Source organism: Bradyrhizobium sp. CCBAU 51753 (assembly GCF_015291565.1).
GTDB classification, from domain to species: Bacteria; Pseudomonadota; Alphaproteobacteria; order Rhizobiales; family Xanthobacteraceae; genus Bradyrhizobium; species Bradyrhizobium ivorense.
Window position 1 is genome coordinate 4,597,612 of the sequence record NZ_CP030037.1, and the last position, 25,962, is coordinate 4,623,573.

Annotated in this window: 22 protein-coding genes; 19 read left to right on the forward strand and 3 right to left on the reverse strand. The window is 65.8% G+C overall.

The annotated features are described in order from the left end of the window. Positions 1 to 237 precede the first annotated feature (237 nt). The 12 genes from dnaE to fabZ all read left to right on the forward strand — a co-directional run bounded on the left by dnaE (position 238) and on the right by fabZ (position 15,833). A complete protein-coding gene (gene dnaE / locus XH93_RS20725; RefSeq protein ID WP_194468957.1) occupies positions 238 to 3,768 on the forward strand; it encodes a DNA polymerase III subunit alpha in 3,531 nt (1,176 codons plus the stop codon). A 211-nt stretch (positions 3,769 to 3,979) separates the two neighbouring features. Beyond that, positions 3,980 to 4,972: a 30S ribosomal protein S2 gene (locus XH93_RS20730; RefSeq protein ID WP_139483848.1), complete on the forward strand. Its 993-nt coding sequence runs from the start codon at positions 3,980 to 3,982 to the stop codon at positions 4,970 to 4,972. 127 nt (positions 4,973 to 5,099) lie between these two features. Continuing rightward, positions 5,100 to 6,023 (forward strand): translation elongation factor Ts, encoded by a 924-nt coding sequence (gene tsf, locus XH93_RS20735; RefSeq protein ID WP_194468958.1) that lies wholly within the window; start codon positions 5,100 to 5,102, stop codon positions 6,021 to 6,023. Between the two features lie 71 nt (positions 6,024 to 6,094). Beyond that, positions 6,095 to 6,811, forward strand: coding sequence for a UMP kinase (gene pyrH / locus XH93_RS20740; RefSeq protein WP_194468959.1), 717 nt, complete (start codon positions 6,095 to 6,097; stop codon positions 6,809 to 6,811). 51 nt (positions 6,812 to 6,862) lie between these two features. Beyond that, on the forward strand, positions 6,863 to 7,426 hold the full coding sequence (gene frr / locus XH93_RS20745) for a ribosome recycling factor (protein WP_194468960.1): 564 nt from the start codon (positions 6,863 to 6,865) through the stop codon (positions 7,424 to 7,426). A 70-nt stretch (positions 7,427 to 7,496) separates the two neighbouring features. Continuing rightward, a complete protein-coding gene (locus tag XH93_RS20750; RefSeq protein ID WP_139483844.1) occupies positions 7,497 to 8,255 on the forward strand; it encodes an isoprenyl transferase in 759 nt (252 codons plus the stop codon). Continuing rightward, a complete protein-coding gene (locus XH93_RS20755) occupies positions 8,252 to 9,142 on the forward strand; it encodes a phosphatidate cytidylyltransferase (protein WP_194468961.1) in 891 nt (296 codons plus the stop codon). Before XH93_RS20750 ends, XH93_RS20755 begins: the two co-directional genes overlap by 4 nt. 4 nt (positions 9,143 to 9,146) lie before the next feature. Next, positions 9,147 to 10,370, forward strand: a complete 1,224-nt coding sequence (gene dxr, locus XH93_RS20760) for a 1-deoxy-D-xylulose-5-phosphate reductoisomerase (protein ID WP_194468962.1) — start codon at positions 9,147 to 9,149, stop codon at positions 10,368 to 10,370. 43 nt (positions 10,371 to 10,413) lie between these two features. Further along, positions 10,414 to 11,565, forward strand: a complete 1,152-nt coding sequence (gene rseP, locus XH93_RS20765) for an RIP metalloprotease RseP (protein ID WP_139483842.1) — start codon at positions 10,414 to 10,416, stop codon at positions 11,563 to 11,565. A gap of 175 nt (positions 11,566 to 11,740) precedes the next feature. Beyond that, the gene (gene bamA, locus XH93_RS20770; protein WP_139483841.1) at positions 11,741 to 14,281 is read left to right on the forward strand and encodes an outer membrane protein assembly factor BamA; all 2,541 of its coding nucleotides are present in this window, start codon (positions 11,741 to 11,743) and stop codon (positions 14,279 to 14,281) included. Positions 14,282 to 14,313: 32 nt separating this feature from the next. Next, positions 14,314 to 15,375 (forward strand): UDP-3-O-(3-hydroxymyristoyl)glucosamine N-acyltransferase, encoded by a 1,062-nt coding sequence (gene lpxD / locus XH93_RS20775; protein WP_194468963.1) that lies wholly within the window; start codon positions 14,314 to 14,316, stop codon positions 15,373 to 15,375. Then, on the forward strand, positions 15,375 to 15,833 hold the full coding sequence (fabZ, locus tag XH93_RS20780; RefSeq protein WP_139483839.1) for a 3-hydroxyacyl-ACP dehydratase FabZ: 459 nt from the start codon (positions 15,375 to 15,377) through the stop codon (positions 15,831 to 15,833). The genes lpxD and fabZ overlap by 1 nt, the downstream gene beginning before the upstream one ends. A gap of 57 nt (positions 15,834 to 15,890) precedes the next feature. Here the strand turns inward: fabZ and XH93_RS20785 are convergent, their stop codons facing one another. Continuing rightward, entirely contained in the window at positions 15,891 to 16,214 is a 324-nt protein-coding gene (locus XH93_RS20785; RefSeq protein ID WP_139483838.1) for a KTSC domain-containing protein, read from the reverse strand. A gap of 149 nt (positions 16,215 to 16,363) precedes the next feature. Here XH93_RS20785 and lpxA point away from each other — a divergent pair, with 149 nt between their 5' ends. From lpxA to XH93_RS20810, 5 genes are all read left to right on the forward strand, one after another. Next, positions 16,364 to 17,158, forward strand: coding sequence for an acyl-ACP--UDP-N-acetylglucosamine O-acyltransferase (gene lpxA / locus XH93_RS20790; protein ID WP_194468964.1), 795 nt, complete (start codon positions 16,364 to 16,366; stop codon positions 17,156 to 17,158). Positions 17,159 to 17,177: 19 nt separating this feature from the next. After that, a complete protein-coding gene (locus tag XH93_RS20795; RefSeq protein WP_194475253.1) occupies positions 17,178 to 18,035 on the forward strand; it encodes an LpxI family protein in 858 nt (285 codons plus the stop codon). Then, on the forward strand, positions 18,035 to 19,213 hold the full coding sequence (gene lpxB / locus XH93_RS20800) for a lipid-A-disaccharide synthase (protein WP_194468965.1): 1,179 nt from the start codon (positions 18,035 to 18,037) through the stop codon (positions 19,211 to 19,213). Before XH93_RS20795 ends, lpxB begins: the two co-directional genes overlap by 1 nt. Before the next feature lie 297 nt (positions 19,214 to 19,510). Continuing rightward, positions 19,511 to 20,167, forward strand: a complete 657-nt coding sequence (locus XH93_RS20805; RefSeq protein ID WP_194468966.1) for an SRPBCC family protein — start codon at positions 19,511 to 19,513, stop codon at positions 20,165 to 20,167. A 68-nt stretch (positions 20,168 to 20,235) separates the two neighbouring features. After that, complete coding sequence (locus XH93_RS20810; protein ID WP_246799256.1) at positions 20,236 to 20,598, forward strand: helix-turn-helix transcriptional regulator; 363 nt, start codon at positions 20,236 to 20,238, stop codon at positions 20,596 to 20,598. Between the two features lie 33 nt (positions 20,599 to 20,631). On the opposite strand, the gene gltA is transcribed toward XH93_RS20810, so the two are convergent. Both gltA and gltX read right to left on the reverse strand, forming a co-directional pair. Continuing rightward, the gene (gene gltA, locus XH93_RS20815) at positions 20,632 to 21,933 is read right to left on the reverse strand and encodes a citrate synthase (RefSeq protein WP_139483832.1); all 1,302 of its coding nucleotides are present in this window, start codon (positions 21,931 to 21,933) and stop codon (positions 20,632 to 20,634) included. A gap of 159 nt (positions 21,934 to 22,092) precedes the next feature. Further along, on the reverse strand, positions 22,093 to 23,517 hold the full coding sequence (gene gltX / locus XH93_RS20820; protein ID WP_194468967.1) for a glutamate--tRNA ligase: 1,425 nt from the start codon (positions 23,515 to 23,517) through the stop codon (positions 22,093 to 22,095). A gap of 67 nt (positions 23,518 to 23,584) precedes the next feature. Here gltX and XH93_RS20825 point away from each other — a divergent pair, with 67 nt between their 5' ends. Then, positions 23,585 to 24,172, forward strand: coding sequence for an NAD(P)H-dependent oxidoreductase (locus XH93_RS20825; RefSeq protein ID WP_194468968.1), 588 nt, complete (start codon positions 23,585 to 23,587; stop codon positions 24,170 to 24,172). 73 nt (positions 24,173 to 24,245) lie between these two features. Beyond that, positions 24,246 to 25,928, forward strand: coding sequence for a glutamine--tRNA ligase/YqeY domain fusion protein (locus tag XH93_RS20830; RefSeq protein ID WP_194468969.1), 1,683 nt, complete (start codon positions 24,246 to 24,248; stop codon positions 25,926 to 25,928). The last annotated feature ends 34 nt before the right edge of the window (positions 25,929 to 25,962 follow it).

The following is a 25,962-nucleotide window of genomic DNA, read 5'->3' on the forward strand; positions in this document are numbered from 1 at the left end:
GTCGGGATGATCGCGGTGTGGGCTCAGCTGATCCCGCAATTCTGAGAATGTGTGAGCAGGAACAGGGATATAGTGCGCCTTGTGGAGCTTCGGGGATAAGCGGTTAAAGCGATCAATCCACAGCGTTCCGCGTGGACTCGACAGTGCTCAAGCCTCACGATGCGAGGGCGAGTCGGGTCTGTCATTCTCCGAGGCCCGGCGCTCGCTCATCCCTGACGCAGACACCTTCGAGCAGCCATGTCGAATGCCGGATTCGTTCATCTTCACGTTCATTCGGCCTATTCGCTGCTGAAGGGCTCGATCAAGATCGCAAAGCTCGGAGAGCTTGCGAAGGCCGACCGCCAGCCGGCGCTGGCGCTCACCGACACCGACAACATGTTCGGGGCGCTGGAATTCTCCGACAAGATGGCCGGTTATGGCATCCAGCCGATCGTCGGCTGCGAGATCGCGGTGGATTTCGGCGACGTCGATCCGACGTCGCGCAGCATTCTGGCGGCGGGGCCGACGCGCATCGTGCTGCTGGCGGCGCGCGAGCGCGGCTACCAGAACCTGATGCGGCTGAACTCGCGGGCGTTTCTGGAGACGCCGGTGAACCAGACCCCGCACATCAAGTTCGACTGGCTCGCCGACAACGCAGAGGATCTGATCGCGCTGACCGGCGGGCCCGACGGGCCGATCGCGATGGCGCTGCGCGCCGATCAGGCGCAGCTGGCGGCCGCGCGCTGCGAGCGTCTCGCCAGCCGGTTTGGCGACCGTCTCTACATCGAATTGCAGCGCCACGGCGTCGACAAGGAACGGCGCACCGAGACCGGCCTGATCGATCTCGCCTACGCCAAGGGCCTGCCGCTGGTCGCGACCAACGAGCCGTATTTCGCGACCAACGACGACTATGAATCGCATGACGCGCTGCTCTGCATCGCCGGCGGCCATCTGATCGCCGAGACCAATCGCGAGCAGCTGACGCCCGATCACCGCTTCAAGACCCGCGCCGAAATGGCGGTGCTGTTCGCCGACATTCCGGAAGCGCTGGCCTCGACGGTCGAGATCGCCGAGCGCTGCTCGTTCCGGCCGAAGACGCGCAAGCCGATCCTGCCGTTCTTCACCGTCGGCGCCGAATCGAGCGTGGACGCCGCCGCCGACGAGGCCGCCGAGCTGAAGCGTCAGGCCGAGGAGGGGCTTGCCAACCGCCTGCGCGTGCACGGGCTGTCGCCGGGCATGACCGAGGAGGACTACAGCAAGCGGCTCGCCTTCGAGCTCGACGTCATCACCCGCATGAAATATGCGGGCTACTTCCTGATCGTGTCCGACTTCATCAAATGGGCCAAGGCGCAGGGCATTCCGGTCGGACCGGGCCGCGGCTCCGGCGCCGGCTCGCTGGTGGCGTGGGTGCTGACCATCACCGACCTCGATCCGATGCGGTTTGCGCTGCTGTTCGAGCGCTTCCTCAACCCGGAACGCGTCTCGATGCCGGACTTCGACATCGACTTCTGCCAGGATCGCCGCGGCGAGGTGATCCAGTATGTGCAGGAGCGCTACGGCCGCGACCAGGTGGCGCAGATCATCACCTTCGGTACGCTGCAGGCGCGCGGCGTGCTGCGCGACGTCGGCCGCGTGCTGCAGATGCCCTACGGCCAGGTCGACAAGCTGACAAAACTGGTGCCGCAAAATCCGGCGGCTCCCGTGACGCTGGCGCAGGCGATCGAGGGCGAGCCGAAGCTACAGGCGTTCCGCGACGAGGATCCGGTGGTGGCGCGCGCCTTCGACATCGCGCAGCGCCTGGAGGGCCTGACCCGCCACGCCTCGACCCACGCCGCCGGCATCGTGATCGGCGACCGGCCGCTGAGCGAGCTGGTGCCGATGTATCGCGATCCGAAATCCGACATGCCGGTCACCCAGTTCAACATGAAATGGGTCGAGCCCGCCGGCCTCGTCAAATTCGACTTCCTCGGCCTCAAGACGCTGACCGTGCTCGACGTCGCGGTCAAGCTGCTCAAGCAGCGCGACATCCATGTCGATCTCGCGACGCTGCCGATCGACGACGCGCCGAGTTACCAGATGCTGGCGCGGGGCGATGTGGTCGGCGTGTTCCAGGTCGAAAGCCAGGGCATGCGGCGCGCGCTGATCGACATGCGGCCGGACCGCTTCGAGGACATCATCGCGCTGGTGGCGCTGTATCGCCCGGGTCCGATGGCGAACATTCCGACCTATTGCGCGCGCAAGCACGGCGACGAGGAGCCGGAATATCTGCATCCGATCCTGGAGCCGATCCTCAAGGAAACCTTCGGCGTCATCATCTATCAGGAACAGGTGATGCAGATCGCGCAGCAGATGGCCGGCTATTCGCTCGGTCAGGCCGACCTGCTGCGCCGCGCGATGGGCAAGAAGATCCGCGCCGAGATGGACAAGCAGCGCGACGTCTTCGTCGCCGGCGCGACCAAGAACGGCGTCACGAAGGGCCAGGCCGAGACCATCTTCGAGCTTTTGGCAAAATTCGCCGACTACGGCTTCAACAAGAGCCACGCCGCCGCCTACGCGCTGGTGTCGTACCACACCGCCTACATGAAGGCGCATTACCCGGTGGAGTTCTTGGCGGCGTCGATGACGCTCGAACTCAACAACACCGACAAGCTCTCCGAATTCCGCTCCGAGGCGCAGCGGCTCGGCATCAAGGTCGAAGCGCCCAACATCAACCGCTCCGGCGCGACCTTCGAGGTCGGCGACAAGACGATCTACTACGCGCTCGCCGCGCTGAAGGGCGTCGGCATCCAGGCCGTCGAGCAGATCATCGCGGAGCGCAACAACAAGGGCGCCTTCACCTCGCTCGCCGATTTCGCCTCGCGCGTCAGCCCGCGCGCCATCAACAAGCGCATCATTGAGAGCTTGGCTGCGGCCGGCGCCTTCGACACGCTCGAGCCGAATCGCGCGCGGGTGTTCGCCGGCGCGGATTCGATCCTCGCCGCCTGCCAGCGCAGCCACGAGGCCGCGACGTCGGGGCAGAACGACATGTTCGGCGGCGCGGCGGACGCGCCCAGCATCATGCTGCCGCAGGTCGAGCCGTGGCTGCCCGCGGACCGGCTGCGCCGCGAATATGACGCGATCGGCTTCTTCTTGTCGGGTCATCCGCTCGACGATTACGCGACCGCGCTGAAGCGGCTGCGCGTGCAATCCTGGGCGGAGTTCTCCCGCGCGGTGAAAACCGGCGCGACCGCGGGCAAGGTCGCGGCCACCGTGGTGTCGCGCATGGAGCGGCGCACCAAGACCGGCAACAAGATGGGCATCATGGGCCTGTCGGATCCGACCGGCCATTTCGAGGCGGTGCTGTTCTCCGAAGGGCTCGCGCAATATCGCGACGTGCTCGAGCCGGGCGCCGCGGTGCTGCTGCAGCTCGGCGCCGAGCTGCAGGGCGAGGACGTGCGGGCGAGGGTGCTGCACGCCGAGCCGCTCGATCACGCCGCGGCCAAGACCCAGAAGGGCCTGCGCATCTTCGTGCGCGACACCAGGCCGCTCGACTCGATCGCCCGCCGGCTCAATATGCCGGACGCGGCGCCTGCCGCCGGCGCAGGCGGTGCGCCAAAGCCGCCGGTGCTCAAGCCGGCCGCCGCGCCTGCACCGCCGCCCGCGGGGGCCGACGGCGACGTCTCGCTGGTGATGATGCTCGACCTCGAGACCGAGGTGGAGATGAAGCTGCCCGGCCGCTACAAGGTCTCGCCGCAGATTGCCGGCGCGATCAAGGCCGTGGCCGGGGTCGTCGACGTCCAGACGCTGTAAAGCCGGGCCGAAACCGGCCGTTTCGGCCGGAATCCGGCGTTTCCGGCCGGCGTAACCGGCCGTATTTCCTTGCTTCTGGCGCAAATCGCGCTATACAGCGCGCCATCTCACACGGAAACATGGCTCTCAAAGGCCGTCCGGTGGCAACCGGGCCTGTCAAGGCGCGTTTGCTCACACGTTTCCGGAGGAACCAACCGGAGAATCAAAACCTATGGCGCTACCCGATTTCAACATGCGTCAGCTCCTCGAAGCTGGCGTTCACTTTGGCCACCAGGCCCACCGCTGGAACCCGAAGATGCAGGATTACATCTTCGGCGCCCGCAACAACATTCACATCATCGACCTCGCGCAGACCGTGCCGATGCTGCACACCGCCCTGAAGGCGGTCAGCGATACCGTCGCCAAGGGCGGCCGCATCCTGTTCGTCGGCACCAAGCGTTCGGCGCAGGACGGCGTCGCCGAGGCTGCCAAGCGTTCGGCGCAGTACTTCGTCAATTCGCGCTGGCTCGGCGGCACGCTGACCAACTGGAAGACGATCTCGGCCTCGATCAAGCGGCTGCGTCACCTCGACGAGGTGCTCGCCTCGGGCGAAGCCAACTCCTACACCAAGAAGGAGCGGCTGACCTTGCAGCGCGAGCGCGACAAGCTCGACCGTTCGCTCGGCGGCATCAAGGACATGGGCGGTCTGCCCGACATGATCTTCGTGATCGACACCAACAAGGAAGACATCGCGATCCAGGAGGCCCAGCGCCTCAACATTCCGGTCGCCGCGATCGTCGACACCAACTCGGATCCGAAGGGCATCACCTATGTGGTGCCGGGCAATGACGACGCCGGCCGTGCGATCTCGCTCTACTGCGACCTCGTGGCGCGCGCCGCCATCGACGGCATCTCGCGCGCCCAGGGTGAGTCCGGCATCGACGTCGGCGCGTCGGCGGACCCGGTACAGGAAGAGCTGCCGGCGGCCGCGCCGTCCGGCTTCCAGGGCCTCGCGGGTCCCCGCGGCACCGCCGACAACCTCAAGAAGCTCACCGGTGTGTCCGGTGCGATCGAGAAGAAGCTCAACGATCTCGGCATCTTCCACTATTGGCAGCTTGCCGAGCTCGACCACGACACCGCGCACAAGATCGGCGAAGAAGTCGGTCTGCCGAGCCGTGCCGACGCCTGGGTCGCCCAGGCCAAGACGCTCGCCGAAGCGGAATAAACGTTACGCGGCGTGGCCGGGCCTGTCCCGGCCGCCGCTCCTGTTCCACGAACAACGGTTTCCCTGTTGCTGAAAGCGGCGCCACCCGGCGCCGCGGCTTCATCACAGGCAAGAAGGACATTGAACGATGGCGACGATCACAGCAGCGATGGTCAAGGATCTCCGCGAGTCGACCGGCGCGGGCATGATGGATTGCAAGGCGGCGCTGACCGAGAACAACGGCGACATGCAGGCCGCGCAGGATTGGCTGCGCAAGAAGGGTATCACCAAGGCCGCCAAGAAGTCCGGCCGCGTCGCGGCTGAAGGCCTGATCGGTGCGGTGACTTCCGGCACCAAAGGCGTGCTGGTCGAGGTCAACTCTGAGACCGACTTCGTCGCGCGCAACGAGCAGTTCCAGGGCCTGGTCAAGATGATCGCCCAGGTCGCGCTGCACAACGGCGCCGATATCGAGACCATCAAGGCCGCCAAGGTCGGCGACGTCACCGTCGAGACCGCGATCTCGGACGCCATTGCGACCATCGGCGAGAACATGACGCTGCGCCGCGCCGCCTCGCTCGAGGTGAGCAAGGGCGTGGTGTCGAGCTATGTCCACAACGCCGTGATCGACGGCGCCGGCAAGATCGGTGTGATCGTGGCGCTGGAATCCGCCGGCAAGACCGACGAACTCGCGACCCTCGGCCGCCAGCTCGCCATGCACGTCGCCGCCGCGAAGCCGCTGGCGCTCGACTCGACCGGGCTCGATCCGGAGACCGTCAAGCGCGAGAAGGACGTGCTGGCCGACAAATACCGCCAGCAGGGCAGGCCGGAGAACATCATCGAGAAGATCGTCGATTCCGGCCTGAAGACCTATTTCAAGGAAGTCTGCCTCCTGGATCAGGCCTTTATCCACGACAGCGGCAAGTCCGTTGCCCAGGCCGTGAAGGAAGCTGAGGGTAAGGTCGGCGCGCCGATCAAAATTGCCGGCTTTGTGAACTATGCTCTCGGTGAGGGAATCGAGAAGCAGGAAAGCGACTTCGCCGCCGAAGTCGCGGCCGCCAGCGGCAAGAAGTAAGCCGCTGACATCGAGGCCTCCGGCGCACGCGCCGGAAGCCTGCCTGCGCGGGATAAGAAAGCGATCGCATCATGGCTGAGCCGATCTATCGTCGCGTGGTGATCAAGCTGTCCGGCGAATATCTGGCCGGCTCCCACGCCTTCGGGATCGACCAGCCGACCGTTGATCGCATCGCCGACGACCTGATCGCGGCGCAAAAGCTCGGCATCGAGGTCGCGGTCGTGATTGGCGGCGGCAACATCGTCCGCGGCGTCGAGGTCTCCGCGCGCGGCGTGTCCCGGCCGACCGGCGACACCATGGGTATGCTCGCCACCATGATGAACTGCCTGGCGCTGGAGGCGGCGATCGAGCGCAAGGGGACCGCGGCGCGGACGCTGTCGGCATTCGTGATGCCGGAGATTTCCGAGCTGTTCACCCGCAGTGCAGCGCACAAATATCTCGCCGAGGGACGGATCGTCCTGCTCGGCGGCGGAACCGGCAATCCGTTCTTCACCACCGACACCACCGCGGTGCTGCGCGCGGCCGAGATCGGCGCGCAGGCGGTGCTGAAGGCCACCAACGTCGACGGCGTCTACAGCGCCGACCCGAAGAAGGACCCCAAGGCCAAGCGCTTCGACCGCCTGACCCATTCGCAGGCGATCGAGGGCGGCTACAAGGTCATGGATGCGACCGCTTTCGCGCTTGCCCGCGAGACGTCGCTGCCTATCATCGTGTTTTCGATCGCGGAGCCCGGTTCGATCGGTGGGATTCTGCGCGGGTCCGGACACGGCACCGTCGTCGCCGGCTGACGCTGGCACCTACGGGCCGCGTCAACCGGTTTCTTGAAAAGGGAGAACGTCATGGCCGCACCTGGTTTTGACATCAACGAAGTGAAGCGCCGGATGCAGGGCGCCACGCAGTCGCTCAAGCACGAGCTTGGTGGCCTGCGCACCGGCCGCGCCGCGGCCTCCATGCTGGAGCCGGTCCAGGTCGAGGCCTACGGCTCGCACATGCCGCTCAACCAGGTTGCGACCATCAGCGTGCCCGAGCCGCGTCTGCTGTCCGTTCAGGTCTGGGACAAGTCGATGGTCAAGGCCGTGGAAAAGGCGATCGTCGATTCCAATCTCGGCCTGTCGCCGGCCACGGAAGGCCAGGTGCTGCGGCTGCGCATTCCCGAGCTCAACCAGGAGCGCCGCAAGGAGCTGGTCAAAGTCGCGCACAAATACGCCGAGCAGGCCAAGGTCGCGGTCCGCCACGTGCGCCGCGACGGCCTCGATATCATCAAGAAGATGGAAAAGAATCACGAGATCTCCGAGGACGATCAGGAGCGCCTGTCCAACGAGGTGCAGAAGGCGACCGACGGGGTGATCCATGAGATCGACCAGCTGCTGGCCGCCAAGGAAAAGGAAATCCTGACGGTCTGACGCGACCTTTCGCTTTGACGCGCTTTCTTCACGCCGGCTTGTCCGCGTGAAAGCGCCACGGGAACACGCCATGTCGAACGCCGTAGCCCCTGCAACCGACGGACCGGATCGCTCCGGCAGTCCGTTGCACGTGGCGATCATCATGGACGGCAACGGGCGCTGGGCCGCCGCGCGCGGCCTGCCGCGCGCCGAAGGCCATCGCCGCGGCGTCGAGGCGTTGCGCCGCACGGTGCGCGCGGCCCATGAACTCGGCGTGCACTACCTCACGATTTTCTCGTTCAGCTCGGAGAACTGGTCGCGGCCGGCGACCGAGATCGGCGATCTGTTCGGTCTGCTCCGCCGCTTCATCCGCAACGATCTGGCGAGCCTGCATCGCGATGGCGTGCGGGTGCGTGTGATCGGTGAGCGCGACGGGCTCGACCCCGACATCTGCGCGCTGCTCAACGAGGCCGAGGAGCTGACCAAGGGCAATGTGAAGCTCAACCTCGTCGTCGCCTTCAACTACGGCTCGCGCGCCGAAATCGCTGCTGCCGCGCGGCGGCTCGCGCGCGAGGTCGCCGAAGGCAAGCGCGATGCCGCGTCGATCGACGCCGACACGCTCGGGCAATATCTCGATGCGCCCGACATTCCCGATCCCGATCTGATCATCCGCACCAGCGGCGAGCAGCGCCTATCGAATTTCCTGATGTGGCAGGCCGCCTATAGCGAGCTGGTGTTCGTGCCGGTGCTCTGGCCCGATTTCGACAAGGCGGCGCTGGAGAGCGCGATTGCGGAATACGGCAGGCGCGAGCGCCGCTTCGGCGGCCTCGCTGCGAAAACCGGCTCGTGAGCGAGGGCGAAGCCGCGCGCGCGGCAGCGGAAGCCGCACCGGAGCCTGCGAAACACGCTTCCGAAGCCGCGAGCGACCAGGGCTCGCGCAATCTCGTGATGCGCGTTGTCGCGGCCCTGGTGCTGGCGCCGGTCGCGATCATGCTGGCCTATGTCGGCGGCATTGCCTGGACCTTGTTGGTGACGCTGGCCGCGATCGGACTGTTCGTGGAATGGCTGATGGTCACGGACGTCGGCCGCGAGCTCCGTGTTGTGGGCCCCGGCGTTGCCGCGCTGCTGCTTGCCGGCCTCGGCCTGATCGCCGGCCGGATCGATGCGGCGCTGATCGTGCTCGCGATCGGCGCGGTCGCGGTGGCGCTGACCTCGGGCGAGCGGCGCAACTGGGCGACCGTCGGACTGCTCTATGCAGCGGCCGCCGAGGTCGCGTCGGTGCTGGTGCGCCTCGATACGGCCAAGGGGTTTGGCGCGCTGATGTTCGTGCTGCTGGTGGTGTGGGTCACCGACATCGGCGGCTATTTTGCCGGTCGCAGCATCGGCGGACCAAAGCTCTGGGTGCGGATCAGCCCGAAGAAGACCTGGGCCGGCGCGATCGGCGGCTTCGCGGCGAGCCTGCTGGTGGCGGCCGGCTTTGCCGCCTTCGAGATCGGCTCCACCGCGCCGCTATTGGTGCTCGGCGCGGTGCTGTCGGTGGTGTCGCAGCTCGGCGACCTCTTCGAATCCGCCGTGAAGCGGCGGTTCGGGGTGAAGGATTCGAGTCATATCATTCCCGGCCATGGCGGGGTCCTGGACCGCCTGGACGGGTTTGTCGCGGCCGTGATTGTTGCGGCGATTTTAGGTTTCGTTCGCGGCGGCGCCGATGGCGTCGGGCGCGGTCTTATGGTTTGGTGATGTGATGAGCGCAGTTCCATTGCGTAACAACAAGGCCGCGGCATCCGCGGTGCGGTCGGTAACTGTCCTGGGCGCCACCGGCTCGATCGGTGACAGCACCATGGATCTCCTGCGCGGCGCGCGGGATCGCTACCGGGTCGAGGCGCTGACCGCGAACGGCAATGTCGAGGCGCTGGCCAAGCTCGCCAGGGAATTCGGCGCGCGGTTTGCCGCGATCGCCGACCCCACGAAATTGTCCGCGCTGAAGGATGCGCTGGCCGGCACCCGCACCGAGTGCGGGGCGGGCGAGAGCGCCATCATCGAGGCCGCGGCGCGGCCTGCGGACTGGGTGATGGCGGCGGTCAGCGGCGCCGCCGGGCTCAAGCCCGCGCTCGCCGCGGTCGATCGCGGCGCGTCGGTCGCGCTCGCCAACAAGGAGTGCCTGGTCTGCGCCGGCGATTTCTTCATGGAGCGCGCCGCCAAGGCCGGCGCCTGCATCCTGCCGGCGGATTCGGAGCATAACGCGCTGTTCCAGGCGCTGGCCTCAGGCGACCGCGCCGAATTGGTCCGCGTGATCATCACCGCTTCCGGCGGCCCGTTCCGCACCTGGGCTCCGGCCGACATCGAGCAGGCGACGCTGGAGCAGGCGCTGAAGCATCCGAACTGGAGCATGGGCCAGAAGATCACGATCGATTCCGCGTCGATGATGAACAAGGGCCTCGAGGTGATCGAGGCGTCCTATCTGTTCGCATTGACGCCGGACGAGATCGACGTGCTGGTGCACCCGCAGTCGATCATCCACGGCATGGTCGAATTCTCCGACCGCTCGGTGATGGCACAGCTCGGCGCGCCCGACATGCGGATCCCGATCGCGCATTGCCTCGGCTGGCCCGACCGAATCGTCGGCCCGTCGGCGCGGCTCGATCTCGCCAAGATCGGTCAGCTCACCTTCGAGGCGCCGGATTTCGCGCGCTTCCCGGGGCTGCGGCTGGCCTATGAGGCGCTGCGGACCGGGAAGGGCGCGACCACCGTCTACAACGCCGCGAACGAAGTTGCGGTCGCCGCGTTTATCGCTGGCAAGATCAAGTTCGGCGCGATCGCTCGCCTGGTCGAAGCGACGATGAACGATTGGATCCGGACCGGGAATCGGGCACCGCTGGTCTCGGCGGATGATGCGATTTCCGTTGACCATGTTGCGCGAAATAAGGCTGCCGCCCTATTGCCTCAAATTGCCTTAAAGGCAACCTAGAGGGTTGGGGACGGAGCCTTTGGCTCTTGTCGAGGGAACACGGATGCCCGAATTTTTTCTTCATACTTTCAGTACGTTGAGTCATGGGCTCGTCGGTTACATTGTCCCATTTTTATTCGTCCTGACGATTGTCGTCTTCTTCCACGAGCTCGGTCATTTCCTGGTCGCGCGCTGGGCCGGGGTGAAGGTGCTGACCTTCTCGCTCGGGTTCGGGCCGGAGCTCGCGGGCTTCAACGACCGCCATGGCACGCGCTGGAAGATCTCCGCGATTCCGCTCGGCGGCTACGTCAAGTTCTTCGGCGATGACTCAGAGGCGTCGACGCCTTCGACGGAAAAGCTCGCAACGATGACGGCGGAGGAGCGCGAAGGCAGCTTCCACCACAAGACCGTCGGGAAGCGCGCCGCGATCGTCGTCGCCGGCCCGGTCGCCAATTTCATCCTGGGTGCGCTGATCTTTGCCGGCATGGCGCTCTATTACGGCAAGCCCAGCACGATCGCCCGGGTCGACGGCATTGTCGCCGACAGTGCGGCCGCCGCGGCGGGCTTCAAGGTGGGCGACGTCATCCTCGAAATCGACGGCAGCCCGATTCAAAGCTTCGCCGACATGCAGCGCGTCGTAGGATCGAGCGCAGGTTCAAAGCTTGCATTCCGGGTCAAGCGCGACGGCGAGGTCGTTTCATTCAATGCCACGCCGGCGCTCAAGGAGGTCAAGGATCCCTTCGGCAACGCGCATCGCATCGGCGTGCTCGGGATCGAGCACAAGGCCCAGACCGGCGAGGCGACCAGTGTGCCCGTTGGCGTTGTGGAATCGCTCCGAATCGGCGTTGAGCAGGTCTGGTACATCATTTCCAGCACCTTCAAGTTCCTGGGGTCGCTGTTCGTTGGAACCGGCAATCCGGGCGAGGTGAGCGGGGTCCTGGGGATCGCGAAACTCTCCGGCCAGGCGGCGAGCGCCGGGTTCCAGTTCGTCGTGAACCTCTGCGCGATCCTGTCGGTCTCGATCGGCCTGCTGAACCTGTTCCCGATCCCGCTGCTGGATGGCGGGCACCTCATGTTTTACGGGGCGGAAGTGCTGCGCGGACGCCCGCTCTCGGAGCGCACGCAGGAGGTCGGGTTCCGAATCGGCCTTGGTCTGGTCCTGATGCTGATGGTGTTTGCAACCTATAACGACATCCTCAAATTGGCTGGGTCGTGAAACGCGGCTTTTTTGTGACGTTGCTAATGGGCAACGTCTTGGAACGAATTGGAAATACGCTCCCGTAGAAAGTTTGCCCCCATGGCAAATTTGGTTACAAGCTGAGCATAAGGTTGGGAATCTGTCGGGGCGTTGGGGAACGATCCGGCATCGGAAGGATAAGGGCGCGTTGCGCATGATGTTTGGAATGCGAGTGAGGGGGGGCTTGTTCGCTGCCCTGGTCATGTTCGCCGTGCCGGTGGCTGCCACCTTGGCGGCCGTGAGTGTGTCTGCGCCTGCGCTTGCCCAGACCGTCGATTCGATCACCGTCGAGGGCAACCGGCGTGTCGAGCTCGAAACCATCCGCTCCTACTTCCGCCCCGGTCCGGGCGGTCGGCTCGGGCAGGCCCAGATCGACGACGGCCTGAAGGCGCTGATCGAGACCGGCCTGTTCCAGGACGTCCATATCGAAACGCGCGGCGGGCGCCTGGTCGTGATCGTGGTCGAGAACCCGGTGATCGGCCGCGTCGCCTTCGAGGGCAACAAGAAGATCAAGGACGAGCAGCTGACGGCCGAGGTCCAGTCCAAGCCGCGCGGCACCTTCTCGCGCCCAATGGTGCAGTCGGATGCGCTGCGAATCGCCGAAATCTACCGCCGGTCCGGCCGCTACGACGTGCGGGTCAATCCGCAGATCATCGAGCAGCCGAACAACCGCGTCGACCTGATCTTCGAGATCAATGAAGGCGTGAAGACTGGTGTCCGCTCGATCGAATTCATCGGCAACAACGCCTATTCGGCGTCCCGCCTGCGCGACGTCATCAAGACCCGTGAATCGAACATCCTGAGCTTCCTCGGCGGCAACGACGTCTACGATCCCGATCGCGTCGAGGCCGACCGCGACCTGATTCGCCGCTTCTACCTCAAGAACGGTTATGCCGACGTCCAGGTCGTGGCCGCGCTGACCGAATACGATCCGGACAAGAAGGGCTTCCTGGTCACCTTCAAGATCGAGGAAGGCCAGCAGTACCGCGTCGCCGCCGTCAACTTCACGTCGTCGATCTCGACGCTGGATCCGAACGCGCTGCGCTCGTGGTCGCGCGTCAATGTCGGCTCGCTCTACAACGCCGAGGCGCTGGAGAAGTCCGTCGAAGAGATGCAGATCGAGGCCTCGCGCCGCGGCTACGCCTTCGCGGTGGTGCGGCCGCGCGGCGACCGCAATTTCGAGAATCACACGGTGTCGATCACCTTCGCGATCGACGAAGGCCCGCGCACCTACATCGAGCGCATCAACGTCCGGGGCAACACCCGCACCCGCGATTACGTCATCCGCCGCGAGTTCGACATCTCCGAGGGCGACGCCTACAACCGCGCGCTGGTCGACCGCGCCGAGCGCCGGCTGAAGAACCTCGACTTCTTCAAGACCGTCAAGATCACCACCGAGCCGGGCTCCTCGAGCGACCGGGTCATCCTGATCGTCGATCTCGAGGAGAAGTCGACCGGCGACTTCTCGGTGTCGGGCGGCTATTCGACCACCGACGGCGCGCTGGCCGAAGTCTCGGTCTCCGAGCGCAACCTGCTCGGGCGGGGCCTGTTCGCCAAGGCGTCGGTGACTTACGGCCAGTACGCCCGCGGCTATTCGCTGTCGTTCGTCGAGCCCTATCTGCTCGACTACCGCGTCGCGCTCGGCCTCGACCTCTACCAGCGCCAGCAGCTGTCCAACAGCTACATCTCCTACGGCACCAAGACGCTCGGCTTCAGCCCGCGGCTCGGCTTCAGCCTGCGGGAAGACCTCTCGCTGCAGCTGCGCTACTCGATCTATCAGCAGGAAATTTCGCTGCCGGCGACGTTCAGGAACTGTAACAACATCCCGCTCAACGCGGATGGAACGCCCAATACCGCGTTCTTCCCGAGCCCGGCCTATGCGAATTTGAACGGCATCGATCTGACCTCGACCAACGGTCTCGGCTGCTTCTTCGACGGCGAAGCCTCGCTGCCGGTGCGCAAGGAGCTGGCGAATGGCAAGACGCTGACCTCGGCGCTCGGCTATACGCTGAACTACAACACCCTCGACAACAACAAGAACCCGACCGACGGCCTCTTGGTCGACTTCCGGCAGGACTTCGCGGGTGTCGGCGGCGACGTCAGCTACATCAAGACCGCGATCGATGCGAAGTACTACACCCCGCTGGTTTCCGACCTCGTCGGCGTGATCCACGCCCAGGGCGGTATCCTGAACAAGCTGGGCAGCACCGAGCTGCGCATGCTGGATCACTTCCAGATGGGCCCGAACCTGGTCCGCGGCTTCGCGCCGAACGGCATCGGTCCGCGTGACATCAACCCCTACAGCACGCAGGACGCGATCGGCGGTACCAAGTACTGGGGCGTGTCGGCGGAACTGCAGATGCCGTTCTGGTTCCTGCCGAAGGAAGTCGGCCTCAAGGGCGCGGTCTACGCGGACGCCGGTGGTCTGTACGACTACCAGGGACCGACGTCGTGGGCGGCGACCGGCGAAGTCAACGTGCCGGGCTGCGTCAGGCCGACCAACAACCCGCCGACGCCGGGCACCTGCCTCGGGCTGAACTTCGACGACAGCAAGGTGGTCCGTACCTCGGTCGGTGTCGGCCTGATCTGGCAGTCGCCGTTCGGACCGCTGCGCTTCGACTATGCGATCCCGCTGACCAAGGGCCAGTTTGACCGCACACAAGAGTTCCGGTTTGGCGGCGGTACTTCGTTCTAAGACCGGTTGCCGGCCGGACTGCGACGGAAAGAATGGCGCAGCCGATCTTCTTCAAGAAGCCTCCTTCGTCAACGCTGGCTGAGATCGCCGCGCTGACGAAGGCGCATCTGGTCGACCCCGCGAGGGGCGCGCAGCAGATCAGGGGACTGGCTTCGCTCGACGAAGCCGGCCCGATGCAGCTCGCCTTCTTCGACAATCTCAAATACGCCGACCGGCTCGCCGCGACTCGGGCCGGGGCCTGCCTGGTCAGCCCGCGCTTCGAGGCGCAGGTGCCCAAGGGCACCGCGGTGCTGCGGGCGACCAAGCCGTTCCACGCCTTCGTCCAGCTCGCCCGCGAATGGCATGCCGACGCGCTGCGGCCGCAGTCCTGGTTCGATACCGAGGGCATCGCGCCGTCGGCGATCATCGACCCCACCGCGCGGCTGGAGGACGGCGTCATCGTCGATCCGCTGGTGGTGATCGGGCCCAGGGTCGAGATCGGCGCCGGCACCATCATCGGCGCCGGCGCGGTGATCGGGGCCGACGTCAAGATCGGCCGCGACTGCAATGTCGGCGCTAAGACCACCATCCAGTTCGCCCTGATCGGCAACAACGTGCTGATCCATCCCGGCTGCAACATCGGCCAGGACGGCTACGGCTTCATCTTCTTCGGGCCTTCGGGCCACCTGAAGGTGCCGCAGACCGGCCGGGTGCTGATCCAGAACAATGTCGAGGTCGGCGCCGGGTCGACCATCGACCGCGGCTCGCTGCGCGACACCGTGATCGGCGAAGGCACCAAAGTCGACAACCAGGTCCAGATTGGCCACAATGTGACCATCGGCAGGCACTGCCTGCTCGCGGCCCAGATCGGGCTCGCGGGCAGCCTGACGATCGGCGACAATGTCGCGCTCGGTGCCAAGGTGGGCATCAACAACCACCTCAACATCGGCGACGGCGCCCAGGTCACCGCGATGAGCGCAGTCAAGGACGACATCCCGCCGAACGGTCGCTGGGGCGGGCACTTCGCCAAGCCGACCAAGCAGTGGTTCAGGGAAATCATCGCCGTGGAGCGCCTGGTGCGCGACAACGAAGCGAAGGGTAAGGACGAGGAGTGATGGAGGAGTCGCCGGTCAGGTTCGAGCTCGTGGATATCAACGATATCCTGAAGACGCTGCCGCACCGCTTTCCGATGCTGCTGATCGACCGGGTCATCAAGATCCGCGCCGACTACAGCGGCATCGGCATCAAGAACGTCACCTTCAACGAGCCGCCGTTCCAGGGACATTTTCCGGAGCGCCCGGTGTATCCCGGCGTGATGATGATCGAGGCGATGGCCCAGACCGCCGGCGTGATCGGCATCAAATCGGTCGAGGGCACCGAGAAGCCGCGCGCGGTGTATTTCCTCACCATCGACAAGTGCAAGTTCAGGAAGCCGGTCATGCCCGGCGACACCATCGAATACCACATGCGTTCGCTCGGCCGGCGCAAGACGATGTGGTGGTTTCACGGCGATGCAAAGGTCAACGGCCAGGTCGTGGCCGAGGCCGATGTCGGAGCCATGCTGACGGACTGAGCGTGATCCGGAAAAGTGTGAAGCGGTTTTCCGAAAAGATCATGCTCGAATAAGAGCTCACGACGTGCGGCAGGCGTAGCGGCCGTCGGCGCCCGCGATCCGCAGTACGCGATTGACGAAGATGCCCATCGACGGCGCGTTCATCAGCGCATCGAAGGTCTCAACCGGGACGCTGCAATAGTGCTGGTAGCTGCCCCTGACCGTGACCAGCAGCGCGCGCTGGCTGGCGTCGTAGCAGACGCGCTGCACGATCGAGCTGCGATTGATGTCGCGACAGTCGAAGGTCGACAGATCGACGCGGCCGCCGCGCCCGAGATCGACCGTCTCCGGGCCGACAGGCGCAGAGAGCAGGCTGAGGATCAGCGTGGCGGCCCGGACCATGGTCGGTTGCGACCCGTTTCGTTGCAATGGGCGGTCATGATACGTCACTGGACAGGGCGGGCAAAGTCGCGCTAACGACCGCCCCAACCGACAGTCTGGCGCCTCAACTAGCGCGTTGGCGCCGTTAACGAATTCCGGACCGCAATTCCATGACCATGATCGATCCCACTGCGCGCATTGCCGATGGCGCCGTGATCGGAGCGGGCACCGAGATCGGCCCGTACTGCATCATCGGCCCCAATGTCGTGCTCGGCGAGAACTGCAAGCTCCTGGCACACGTCACGGTCGGCGGCCACACCACTGTTGGCGCCGGCTGCGTCATCTCGCCGTTTGCCGCGCTCGGCGGCGCGCCGCAGGATCTGAGCTATCGCGGCGAGCCGACCCGGCTCGAGATCGGCGAGGCCTGCACGATCCGCGAGGGCGTGACGATGAACATCGGCACCGTCAAGGGTGGCGGGCTGACCCGCGTCGGCGATCGCGGCTTCTTCATGAACAACAGCCATGTCGGCCACGACTGCACGGTCGGCAACAACGTGATCTTCGCCACCTCGGCGACGCTCGGCGGCCATTGCGAGATCGGCGACTTCGTCTATATCGGCGGCCTGTCGGCGGTGCACCAGTTCACCCGCGTCGGCCCGCAGGTCATGATCGGCGGCGTCTGCGGCGTGCGCGGCGACATCATCCCGTTCGGGCTCGCCAACGGCCAGTATGCCGTGCTCGAAGGGCTCAACATCATCGGCATGCGGCGCCGCCAGTTCACCAAGCAGCGGCTGGCTGTGGTGCGCGCGTTCTATCAAAAGCTGTTCCACGGCCCCGGCGTCTTTGCTGAGCGGCTGGCGTCGGTGCAGCCGCTGGCCGGCGAGGATCCCGCGATCGCGGATATTCTGGCCTTCATCGACGGCGCCAAGCACCGCGCGCTCTGTCTTCCCGCCAACACCAACTGAGCAGGGGATGGCCGCCAGCATGACGTCAGCGGCGCCCTCGCTTTCCTCACCGGTCGGCGTCATCGCCGGTGGCGGCGCCATGCCGTTTGCGGTCGCGGACTCGCTGGCCGCGCGCGGCATCACGCCGGTGCTGTTCGCGCTGCGCGGCGCCTGTGATCCGGCGCGGGCGCAGCGGTTTCGCCATCGCTGGATCTCGGTCGGCCAGCTCGGGCGGGCGACGCGGCTGTTCCGCGACGAAGGCTGCCGCGACCTGATCTTCATCGGCACCCTGGTGCGTCCGGCGCTCTCCGAGATCAGGCTCGACTGGGGCACGCTGCGCGTGCTCGGCCACGTCCTGCGAGCGTTCCGCGGCGGCGACGATCATCTGCTGTCGAGCGTCGGCCGCATCCTGGAGCAGCAGGGTTTTCGCATGGTCGGGATCAAGGACGTCGCGCCCGATCTCCTGATGCCGGAAGGCGCGGTCACGCGCACGGCCCCCGATGGCGACGCGCTCGCCGACATCGCGCGCGGCCGCGCCGTGCTCGACGCGCTCGGTCCGTTCGACATCGGGCAGGCGGCCGTCGTGATCGACGGTCATGTGGTTGCGGTCGAGGATATCGAGGGCACCGACGGGCTGCTGGCGCGGGTGGCGCGGCTGCGCGCCGAGGGCCGGATCCGCGCCAAGGCCGGGAGAGGCGTGCTGGTGAAGGCGCCGAAGAGCCGCCAGGATCTGCGCTTCGATCTGCCGACCATCGGCCCGCGGACGGTCGAAGGCGCGGCGGCGGCAGGGATCGCCGGCATCGCCGTGATCGCCGGCAACACTCTTGCCGCCGAGCCGCAGGCGCTGATCGAGACCGCCGACGCAAAGGGCCTCTTTGTCATCGGGCTCGAGAGCTGATGGCGGCGCGCAGCCCCACCGCCGGCCGCAAGATCTTCCTCATCGCGACGGAGGAGTCCGGCGATCGGCTCGGCGCCGCGCTGATGAAGGTGCTGCGCCAGCGTCTCGGCGATGCCGTTCAGTTCTCCGGCGTCGGCGGCCGCGCCATGACGCAAGAGGGCATCGACCCGCTGTTTCCGATCGAGGAGCTGTCGATCGTGGGCTTTGCCGCGGTGGTGAAGCAACTGCCGAAAATCCTGCGATTGATCCGCCGCACCGCCGATGCCGTGCTCGATGATGCGCCCGATATGCTGGTGATCATCGACAGCCCCGATTTCACCCATCGCGTCGCCCGCCGCGTCCGTGCGCGCAATCCGGAGATTCCGATCGTCGACTACGTGTCGCCGTCGGTCTGGGCGTGGCGGCCGGGCAGGGCGCGCGCGATGCGCCGCTATGTCGATCACGTGCTGGCGCTGCTGCCGTTCGAGCCCGAGGAATATCAGAAGCTGCAGGGGCCGCCGTGCAGCTATGTCGGCCACCCCCTGATCGAGCAGCTCGCTTCGCTGCGGCCGAATCCTGACGAACGGCAGCGCCGCGACGGCGCGCCGCCGGTGTTGCTGGTGCTGCCGGGCAGCCGGCGCAGTGAGATCCGGCATCATCTGGCATTGTTCGGCGCAGCGCTCGGCGCGCTCGGCGAGCGCATGAAGTTCGAGCTCGTGCTGCCGACCATGCCGCATCTCGAGGCGATGGTGCGCGAGGGCGTGGCGTCGTGGCCGATCGTGCCGCGGATCGCGGTCGGCGACGCCGAGAAGCGCGCCGCGTTCCGCATCGCGCGTGCCGCGCTGGCGAAGTCGGGCACCGTGACGCTCGAGCTCGCGCTGTCGGGCATTCCGATGGTGACGGCCTATCGGGTCGGCGCCGCGGAGGCGTTCATCCTGCGCCGCGCGATCCGGGTGTCGTCGGTGATCCTCGCCAATCTCGTGATCGGCGCCGACATCATTCCCGAGTTCCTGCAGGAGGACTGCACGCCGGACAAGCTCGCGCAGGCGCTCGGCGAGGTGATCGCCGACACGCCCGAGCGTCTGCGGCAGCTCGTGGCGTTTTCGACGATGGATGCGAAGATGTCGACCGGCGACCAGCCGCCGAGCGTGCGCGCCGCCGACATCGTGCTGGCAACGATGGCGGGTCGACCCGGCTAGACTCCCCGTGTCGCAGGGGCGCGTTGCCAATATGGCGAAAACAACCCCATGCAAAGTAGCCCAGCGGTAGCCGGCGGCCGCCGGCACTCGACAAAGGCGGCGTTCGACGGCAGCCTTGACACGTCGGGCAAGTCAGCCGTATTCTTCCATTATTCCGAAAACCGTGCATCCCGCGCCCGCAACCAGCTGGCTGGATGCGGCATGCCGCGAGCGGCATCCGGCCGCAGCGGTTCCGCTTGCAACGGATGATTAGCTGGTACTAATATTAGCTATCTCTAATATTATGGAAGCCACCCGATGAAGATCGATCCCATTGCCTATGTCGGCGCCGTCATTCGCGAGGTCGCGTTCCGGGAACGCGACGGCAAGCCGGCGCGGGCGGTGATTGCGACCCGCCGCTATGACACCGACATCGACGATCTCTGGGATGCGCTGACCAATCCGGAGCGGATTCCGCGCTGGTTCCTGCCGATCTCCGGCGAGCTGAGGCTTGGCGGCCGCTACAAGTTCGAGGGCCAGGCCGGCGGTGAGATCACGACCTGCGAGCCGCCGCGCCGGCTCGCCGTGACGTGGGAGGCGATGGGCGCCGTCAGCTGGGTGACCGTGACGCTGGCGGAGGATCGCGCCGGCGGCACGCACCTGGAACTGGAGCATGTGGCGATCGTCGAGGGCGACTTCTGGGATCGCTTCGGACCCGGCGCGGTCGGCGTCGGCTGGGATCTCGCGTTGCTCGGGCTCGCCCTCTATCTCGCCACGCCCGCGGGCCAGGAATTCGACCGCGCTACCGCCACGGCATGGCCCGCCTCCGACGACGGCAAGGACTTCATCCGCCGCAGCAGCGCGGACTGGTGCCGCGCCTCGATTGCAGCGGGGACGGAGGAGGCGGCGGCGCGCAGGGCAGCGGCGAACACCACGGCGTTCTATTGCGGCGAGCCGGAGCCGGACGGAGGCTAAAGCATGATCCGGAAAAGTGTGAAGCGGTTTTCCGAAGAGATCATGCTCAAACGAGGAGCTAAAGGGCGATGACGATTCATCGCGCTTTAGCGGCCGTGCACGCCTTCGACATCCTCGGCGATCCGGTCCGGCGCCGCATCCTGGAACTGCTCGCGACCGGCGAGCACAGTTCAGGCGACATCGTCACCGTCGTGCAGCGCGAATTCGGCATCACCCAGTCGGCGGTGTCGCAGCAGCTGCGGATCCTGCGCGACGCCGGGTTTGCCTCGGTGCGCGCCGACGGCACGCGCCGCATCTATGCGGTGGAACCCAAGCGGCTGCGCGAGGTCGATGACTGGCTCGACCGCTTCCGGGCGTTCTGGCTGCCGAAGCTGGATGCACTCGCCACCGAAGTCGCCCGCGGCAAACGAAAACGGCGCCATCAGGAGTGATGGCGCCGTTCCGGATCGCTTGATGCGTGCCGCTTACTTGCGCTTGTCGATCGGCACGTAGTCGCGGCGGGCGACGCCGGTGTAGAGCTGGCGCGGACGGCCGATCTTCTGCTGCGGATCCTCGATCATCTCGCTCCACTGGCTGATCCAGCCGACGGTGCGGGCGACCGCGAACAGCACGGTGAACATCGAGACCGGCAGGCCCATCGCCTTCAGCGTGATGCCCGAATAGAAGTCGACGTTCGGGTAGAGCTTGCGGTCGATGAAGTAGGGGTCGTTGAGCGCGATCTTCTCGAGCTCCAGCGCCACTTTGAGCATCGGATCGTCGCCGTGGCCGGTCTCCTTGAGCACCGCGTGACACATCTTCTGCATGATCTTGGCGCGCGGGTCGTAGTTCTTGTAGACGCGGTGGCCGAAGCCCATCAGGCGGACTTCGCTGTTCTTGTCCTTCACCTTGGCGATGAAGTCCGGAATGTTTTCGACCTTGCCGATGCCGTAGAGCATGTTGAGCGCGGCCTCGTTGGCGCCGCCATGCGCCGGGCCCCACAGGCAGGCGATGCCGGCCGCGATGCAGGCGAACGGGTTGGCGCCCGAGGAGCCGGCGATGCGCACCGTCGAGGTCGAGGCGTTCTGCTCGTGGTCGGCGTGCAGGATCAGGATCTTGTCCAGCGCGTCGGCAAGCACCGGATTGATCTTGTACTCCTCGCAGGGCACCGCGAAGCACATGTTGAGGAAGTTCTCGGCAAACGACAGCGAGTTCTTCGGATACACGAAGGGCTGGCCGACCGTGTACTTGTAGGCCATCGCCGCCAGCGTCGGGATCTTCGCGATCATCCGGATCGAGGCGATCATCCGCTGCTTCGGGTCATTGATGTCGGTGGAGTCGTGATAGAACGCGGCGAGCGCGCCGACGGCCGCAACCATGATCGCCATCGGATGGGCGTCGCGGCGGAAGCCCTGGAAGAAGCGGGCCATCTGCTCATGCACCATGGTGTGGTGCGTGACGGTGTAGTCGAAGTCCTGCTTCTGCTTCGGGGTCGGAAGCTCCCCGTAGAGCAGCAGGTAGCAGGTCTCGAGGAAGTCGCCCTGCTCGGCGAGCTGCTCGATCGGGTAGCCACGGTATTCGAGCACGCCGGCGTCGCCGTCGATGTAGGTGATCTTGGACTGGCAGCTGCCGGTCGAGGTGAAACCGGGATCGTAGGTGAACACCCCGGCCTGGCCGTAGAGCTTGGCGATGTCGATGACATCAGGCCCAACCGTGCCGCTGAGGATCGGGAAATCGTAGGTCTTGTTGCCGATGGTGAGTGTGGCTGTCTTGCTGGATTTTGCGTCCATCGTGATATCCCCGATGAAATCGTTGCGAAAACCGCCCTTGCCCAGTCGCTAATTGACGACCCGTGGCGGGGTGGGACGGCTTGTGGAGAAAGCGTCCGAGGATGGGTAGCTCATTGCCATGTGCGCTGCAAGATGGACCCTGGCAGGGTCCATGCAGGATCACGCCGCCTGATCGGCGAGACGGGCAAGACACTCCTGGCGTCCCAGGACCGCCAGCACGTCGAAGATGCCCGGCGATGTGGTGCGGCCCGTCAGCGCCACCCGCAGCGGCTGGGCGACGGCGCCGAGCTTCAAATTGTTCTGCTCGGCGAAATTCCGCATCGCGGACTCCGTCGTCTCCGCGGTCCAGTCGTTGACGGCTTCGAGCGCCGTGCGCAGCCGGCCGATCAGCGCGCGGGTTTCCGGCGTCAGCAGCGCCGCCGCCTTTGGATCGAGCTCGAGCGGGCGGTCGGCGAAGATGAAGTAGGCGCCGGCGATCAGCTCGATCAGCGTCTTGGCGCGCTCCTTCAGGCTCGGCATCGCGCGCAGCAATTGCGCCCGCGTGGTGTCGTTGAGCTTCGGCTTCAGGGCCGCGCATTCAGGAACATAATCCAGCACGTTCTCGAACTGGGTCACGAGGGATTGATCGTCGCTCTGGCGGATATAGTGGCCGTTGAGGTTCTCCAGCTTGGCGAAGTCGAACCGTGCAGCCGAGCGGCCGACGCCGGAGAGGTCGAACGCGGCGATCATCTCCTCGGTCGAGAAGATCTCCTGATCGCCATGGCTCCAGCCGAGCCGGACCAGATAGTTGCGCAGCGCCGCCGGCAGGTATCCCAGCGCGCGATAGGCGTCGACGCCGAGCGCGCCATGGCGCTTCGACAGTTTCGAGCCGTCGGGACCATGGATCAGCGGAATGTGGGACATGCTGGGCAGCTCCCACTCCAGCGCGTCGTAGATCTGCTTCTGCCGCGCGGCGTTGATCAGGTGATCGTCGCCGCGGATGATGTGGGTGACACCCATGTCGTGGTCGTCGACCACGACCGCGAGCATGTAGGTCGGGGTACCGTCGCCGCGCAGCAGGACGAGGTCGTCGAGGTTCTCGTTCTGCCAGACCACGCGGCCCTGGACCTGGTCCTCGATCACGGTCTCGCCGGTCTGCGGCGCCCTCAGGCGGATGGTCGGCTTGATGCCGGCGGGCGCGGTCGACGGATCGCGGTCGCGCCACATGCCGTCATAGAGGCGGGTGCGGCCCTCGGCGCGCGCCTTCTCGCGCATCGCGGTGAGCTCCTCCGGCGACGCGTAGCAGTAATAGGCGCGGCCCGCGGCGAGCAGGCTCTCGGCGACCTCGCGATGGCGGGCGGCGCGGCTGAACTGGTAGATCACGTCGCCGTCCCAATCGAGCTCCAGCCAGCGCAAGCCGTCCAGGATGGCGTCGATCGCCTCCTTGGTGGAGCGCTCGCGGTCGGTGTCTTCGATCCGCAGCAGCATCTTGCCGCCGTGCTTCTTGGCATAGAGCCAGTTGAACAGGGCGGTGCGGCCGCCTCCGATATGGAGGAAGCCGGTCGGCGACGGAGCGAAGCGCGTGACGATCGAAGACGAGGTCATTTCGAGAATGGGGTACCCAATGAGTGAGCCGGGCGACCGTGTATCATAGCCGGGGGAGACTTAGCCAATGCTTATCCAGGTCGTTCATAGCCATCCGCTCGAGGACAGCTATAACCACACGCTGTTTCAGACCATCGTCGGGACATTGCGGCGCCGGCATGAGGTGATCGCGACCGATCTCGACCGCGAGCGGTTCTCGCCGGTCATGACCGAGGCGGAGCGGCGGAGCTATTTTCAGGGCCCCTATGCGGAGGAGGCGGTGTCGCGCCTGATCGGCGACCTCCGCCGGGCGGACGGCATCATCTTCTGCTTTCCGCACTGGTGGTTTTCCATGCCGGCGATGCTCAAGGGGTACTTCGACCGGGTCTGGGCGCCGGGAACCGCGTTTGCCCATGATCTGGCCGGCGGGCGCATCAGGCCGCTGCTGACCAACATCCGCCTGTTCGGGGTGGTGACGACTTATGGCTCGCCCTGGTGGCTGACCCGGATCGTGATGCAGGATCCCGGCCGCAAGGTGCTGTTCCGCGCCCTGAAGCCGATGTGTGGCGCGAGCGCCCAATCGTTCTATATGGCCCATTACGACATGGACCGCTCCACGCCGGCCTCCCGGACGGCGTTCATCGAGCGGGTACGGGCGAGGGTCTCCGCGCTATGATTGGCGCCGCGCAGGGCTTGGCCGGACCGCGCGAATTTGGCAGAAGGCAGGTCAATCCAATGGGAACCCTTTGATGACGACTGACACGGCGACGGCAGAGGCAGGGCGCGATTTCATCCGCGACATCGTCCAGGCCGATCTCTCCTCCCACAAGCACAGCCGGATCGTGACGCGCTTCCCGCCGGAGCCGAACGGCTACCTGCATATCGGCCACGCCAAGTCGATCGCGCTCAACTTCGGCATCGCCCAGGAGTTCGGCGGCCAGTGCAATCTGCGCTTCGACGACACCAATCCGACCAAGGAGGAGCAGGAGTATATCGACTCCATCCAGGCCGACGTGCACTGGCTCGGCTACGACTGGGGCAAGAATCTCTTTTTTGCCTCGGACTATTTCGAGCGCCTCTATGACTGGGCCGAGGGCCTGATCAAGGCCGGCCATGCCTATGTCGACGACCAGTCGCAGGAGGAGATCCGCACCTCCCGCGGCACCCTGACCGAGCCGGGCAAGAACTCGCCGTTCCGCGACCGCCCGGTCGAGGAGAACCTCGATTTGTTCCGCCGCATGAAGGCCGGCGAGTTTCCGAACGGTGCCCGCGTGCTGCGCGCCAAGATCGACATGGCGTCCGGCAACATCAATCTGCGCGACCCCGTGCTGTACCGCATCCTGCACGCCCATCATCCGCGCACCGGCGATAAATGGTCGATCTATCCGAGCTACGACTATGCCCACGGCCAGTCGGACGCGATCGAGGGCATCACCCATTCGATCTGCACGCTGGAGTTCGAGGATCACCGGCCGCTCTATGAGTGGCTGCTCGACAAGCTGCCGGTGCCGTCGAAGCCGCACCAGTATGAAATGGCGCGGCTCAACCTGACCTACACGCTGCTGTCGAAGCGGGTGCTGACCCAGCTCGTGCGCGACGGCCACGTCTCGGGCTGGGACGACCCGCGGATGCCGACCATCGCCGGGCTGAAGCGGCGCGGCGTGCCGCCGGCGGCGGTGCGTGAATTCATCAGGCGCATCGGCGTCGCCAAGGCCAACAGCGTGGTCGACGTCGGCATGCTCGAATTCTGCATCCGTGAGGAGCTGAACCGCACCGCGCTGCGCCGCATGGCGGTGCTGCGGCCGCTCAAGGTCGTGATCGAGAACTATCCGGAGGGCCAGGTCGAGGAACTCGAAGCGATCAACCATCCGGACAATCCGGAGGCCGGCACCCGCAAGATCGCGTTCGGCCGCGAGCTCTATATCGAGCAAGACGACTTCATGGAGAACCCGCCGAAAAAGTTCTTCCGCCTGTCGCCGGGCAACGAGGTGCGGCTGCGCTATGCCTACTTCGTCAAGTGCACGAGTGTGGTGAAGAACGACGCCGGCGAAATCGTCGAGCTGCGCTGCACCTATGACCCCGCGACCAAGGGCGGCAACGCGCCCGACGGCCGCAAGGTGAAGGCGACGATGCACTGGCTTTCCGCGGCGCAGTCCAAGCCGGCCGAGATCCGCATCTACAACCAGCTGTTCGCCAACCCGAGCCCGGACGCAGGCAATTTCGCCGGCGACCTCAATCCGCAGTCGCTGGAGGTGCTGACGGACGCGCGCGTCGAGCCTGCGATTGCCGAGAGCAATTCGCCGGATGCGATGCAGTTCGAGCGGCAGGGCTACTTTGTGCGCGATCCGGACTCGACGCCGGACAGGCTGGTGTTCAACCGCACTATCGGCCTGCGCGACACCTTTGCCAAGGAAGTCGGCGGCAAGGGTTAGGCCGTCCGGCAAGCGTTTCGAAGCGGAGGCGATC

Bases quoted from the DNA above. Each gene is read 5' to 3' on its own strand.
- XH93_RS20795 (WP_194475253.1), top strand. From the start codon at position 17,178: ATGACGTCAGCGGCGCCCTCGCTTTCCTCACCGGTCGGCGTCATCGCC.
- XH93_RS20785 (WP_139483838.1), bottom strand. From the start codon at position 16,214: ATGGTCCGGGCCGCCACGCTGATCCTCAGCCTGCTCTCTGCGCCTGTC.
- XH93_RS20830 (WP_194468969.1), top strand. From the start codon at position 24,246: ATGACGACTGACACGGCGACGGCAGAGGCAGGGCGCGATTTCATCCGC.
- lpxA (WP_194468964.1), top strand. From the start codon at position 16,364: ATGACCATGATCGATCCCACTGCGCGCATTGCCGATGGCGCCGTGATC.
- bamA (WP_139483841.1), top strand. From the start codon at position 11,741: ATGATGTTTGGAATGCGAGTGAGGGGGGGCTTGTTCGCTGCCCTGGTC.
- XH93_RS20825 (WP_194468968.1), top strand. From the start codon at position 23,585: ATGCTTATCCAGGTCGTTCATAGCCATCCGCTCGAGGACAGCTATAAC.
- frr (WP_194468960.1), top strand. From the start codon at position 6,863: ATGGCCGCACCTGGTTTTGACATCAACGAAGTGAAGCGCCGGATGCAG.
- tsf (WP_194468958.1), top strand. From the start codon at position 5,100: ATGGCGACGATCACAGCAGCGATGGTCAAGGATCTCCGCGAGTCGACC.
- dxr (WP_194468962.1), top strand. From the start codon at position 9,147: ATGAGCGCAGTTCCATTGCGTAACAACAAGGCCGCGGCATCCGCGGTG.
- XH93_RS20730 (WP_139483848.1), top strand. From the start codon at position 3,980: ATGGCGCTACCCGATTTCAACATGCGTCAGCTCCTCGAAGCTGGCGTT.
- XH93_RS20810 (WP_246799256.1), top strand. From the start codon at position 20,236: ATGACGATTCATCGCGCTTTAGCGGCCGTGCACGCCTTCGACATCCTC.
- gltX (WP_194468967.1), bottom strand. From the start codon at position 23,517: ATGACCTCGTCTTCGATCGTCACGCGCTTCGCTCCGTCGCCGACCGGC.
- lpxD (WP_194468963.1), top strand. From the start codon at position 14,314: ATGGCGCAGCCGATCTTCTTCAAGAAGCCTCCTTCGTCAACGCTGGCT.
- dnaE (WP_194468957.1), top strand. From the start codon at position 238: ATGTCGAATGCCGGATTCGTTCATCTTCACGTTCATTCGGCCTATTCG.
- pyrH (WP_194468959.1), top strand. From the start codon at position 6,095: ATGGCTGAGCCGATCTATCGTCGCGTGGTGATCAAGCTGTCCGGCGAA.
- lpxB (WP_194468965.1), top strand. From the start codon at position 18,035: ATGGCGGCGCGCAGCCCCACCGCCGGCCGCAAGATCTTCCTCATCGCG.
- XH93_RS20805 (WP_194468966.1), top strand. From the start codon at position 19,511: ATGAAGATCGATCCCATTGCCTATGTCGGCGCCGTCATTCGCGAGGTC.
- fabZ (WP_139483839.1), top strand. From the start codon at position 15,375: ATGGAGGAGTCGCCGGTCAGGTTCGAGCTCGTGGATATCAACGATATC.
- gltA (WP_139483832.1), bottom strand. From the start codon at position 21,933: ATGGACGCAAAATCCAGCAAGACAGCCACACTCACCATCGGCAACAAG.
- rseP (WP_139483842.1), top strand. From the start codon at position 10,414: ATGCCCGAATTTTTTCTTCATACTTTCAGTACGTTGAGTCATGGGCTC.
- XH93_RS20750 (WP_139483844.1), top strand. From the start codon at position 7,497: ATGTCGAACGCCGTAGCCCCTGCAACCGACGGACCGGATCGCTCCGGC.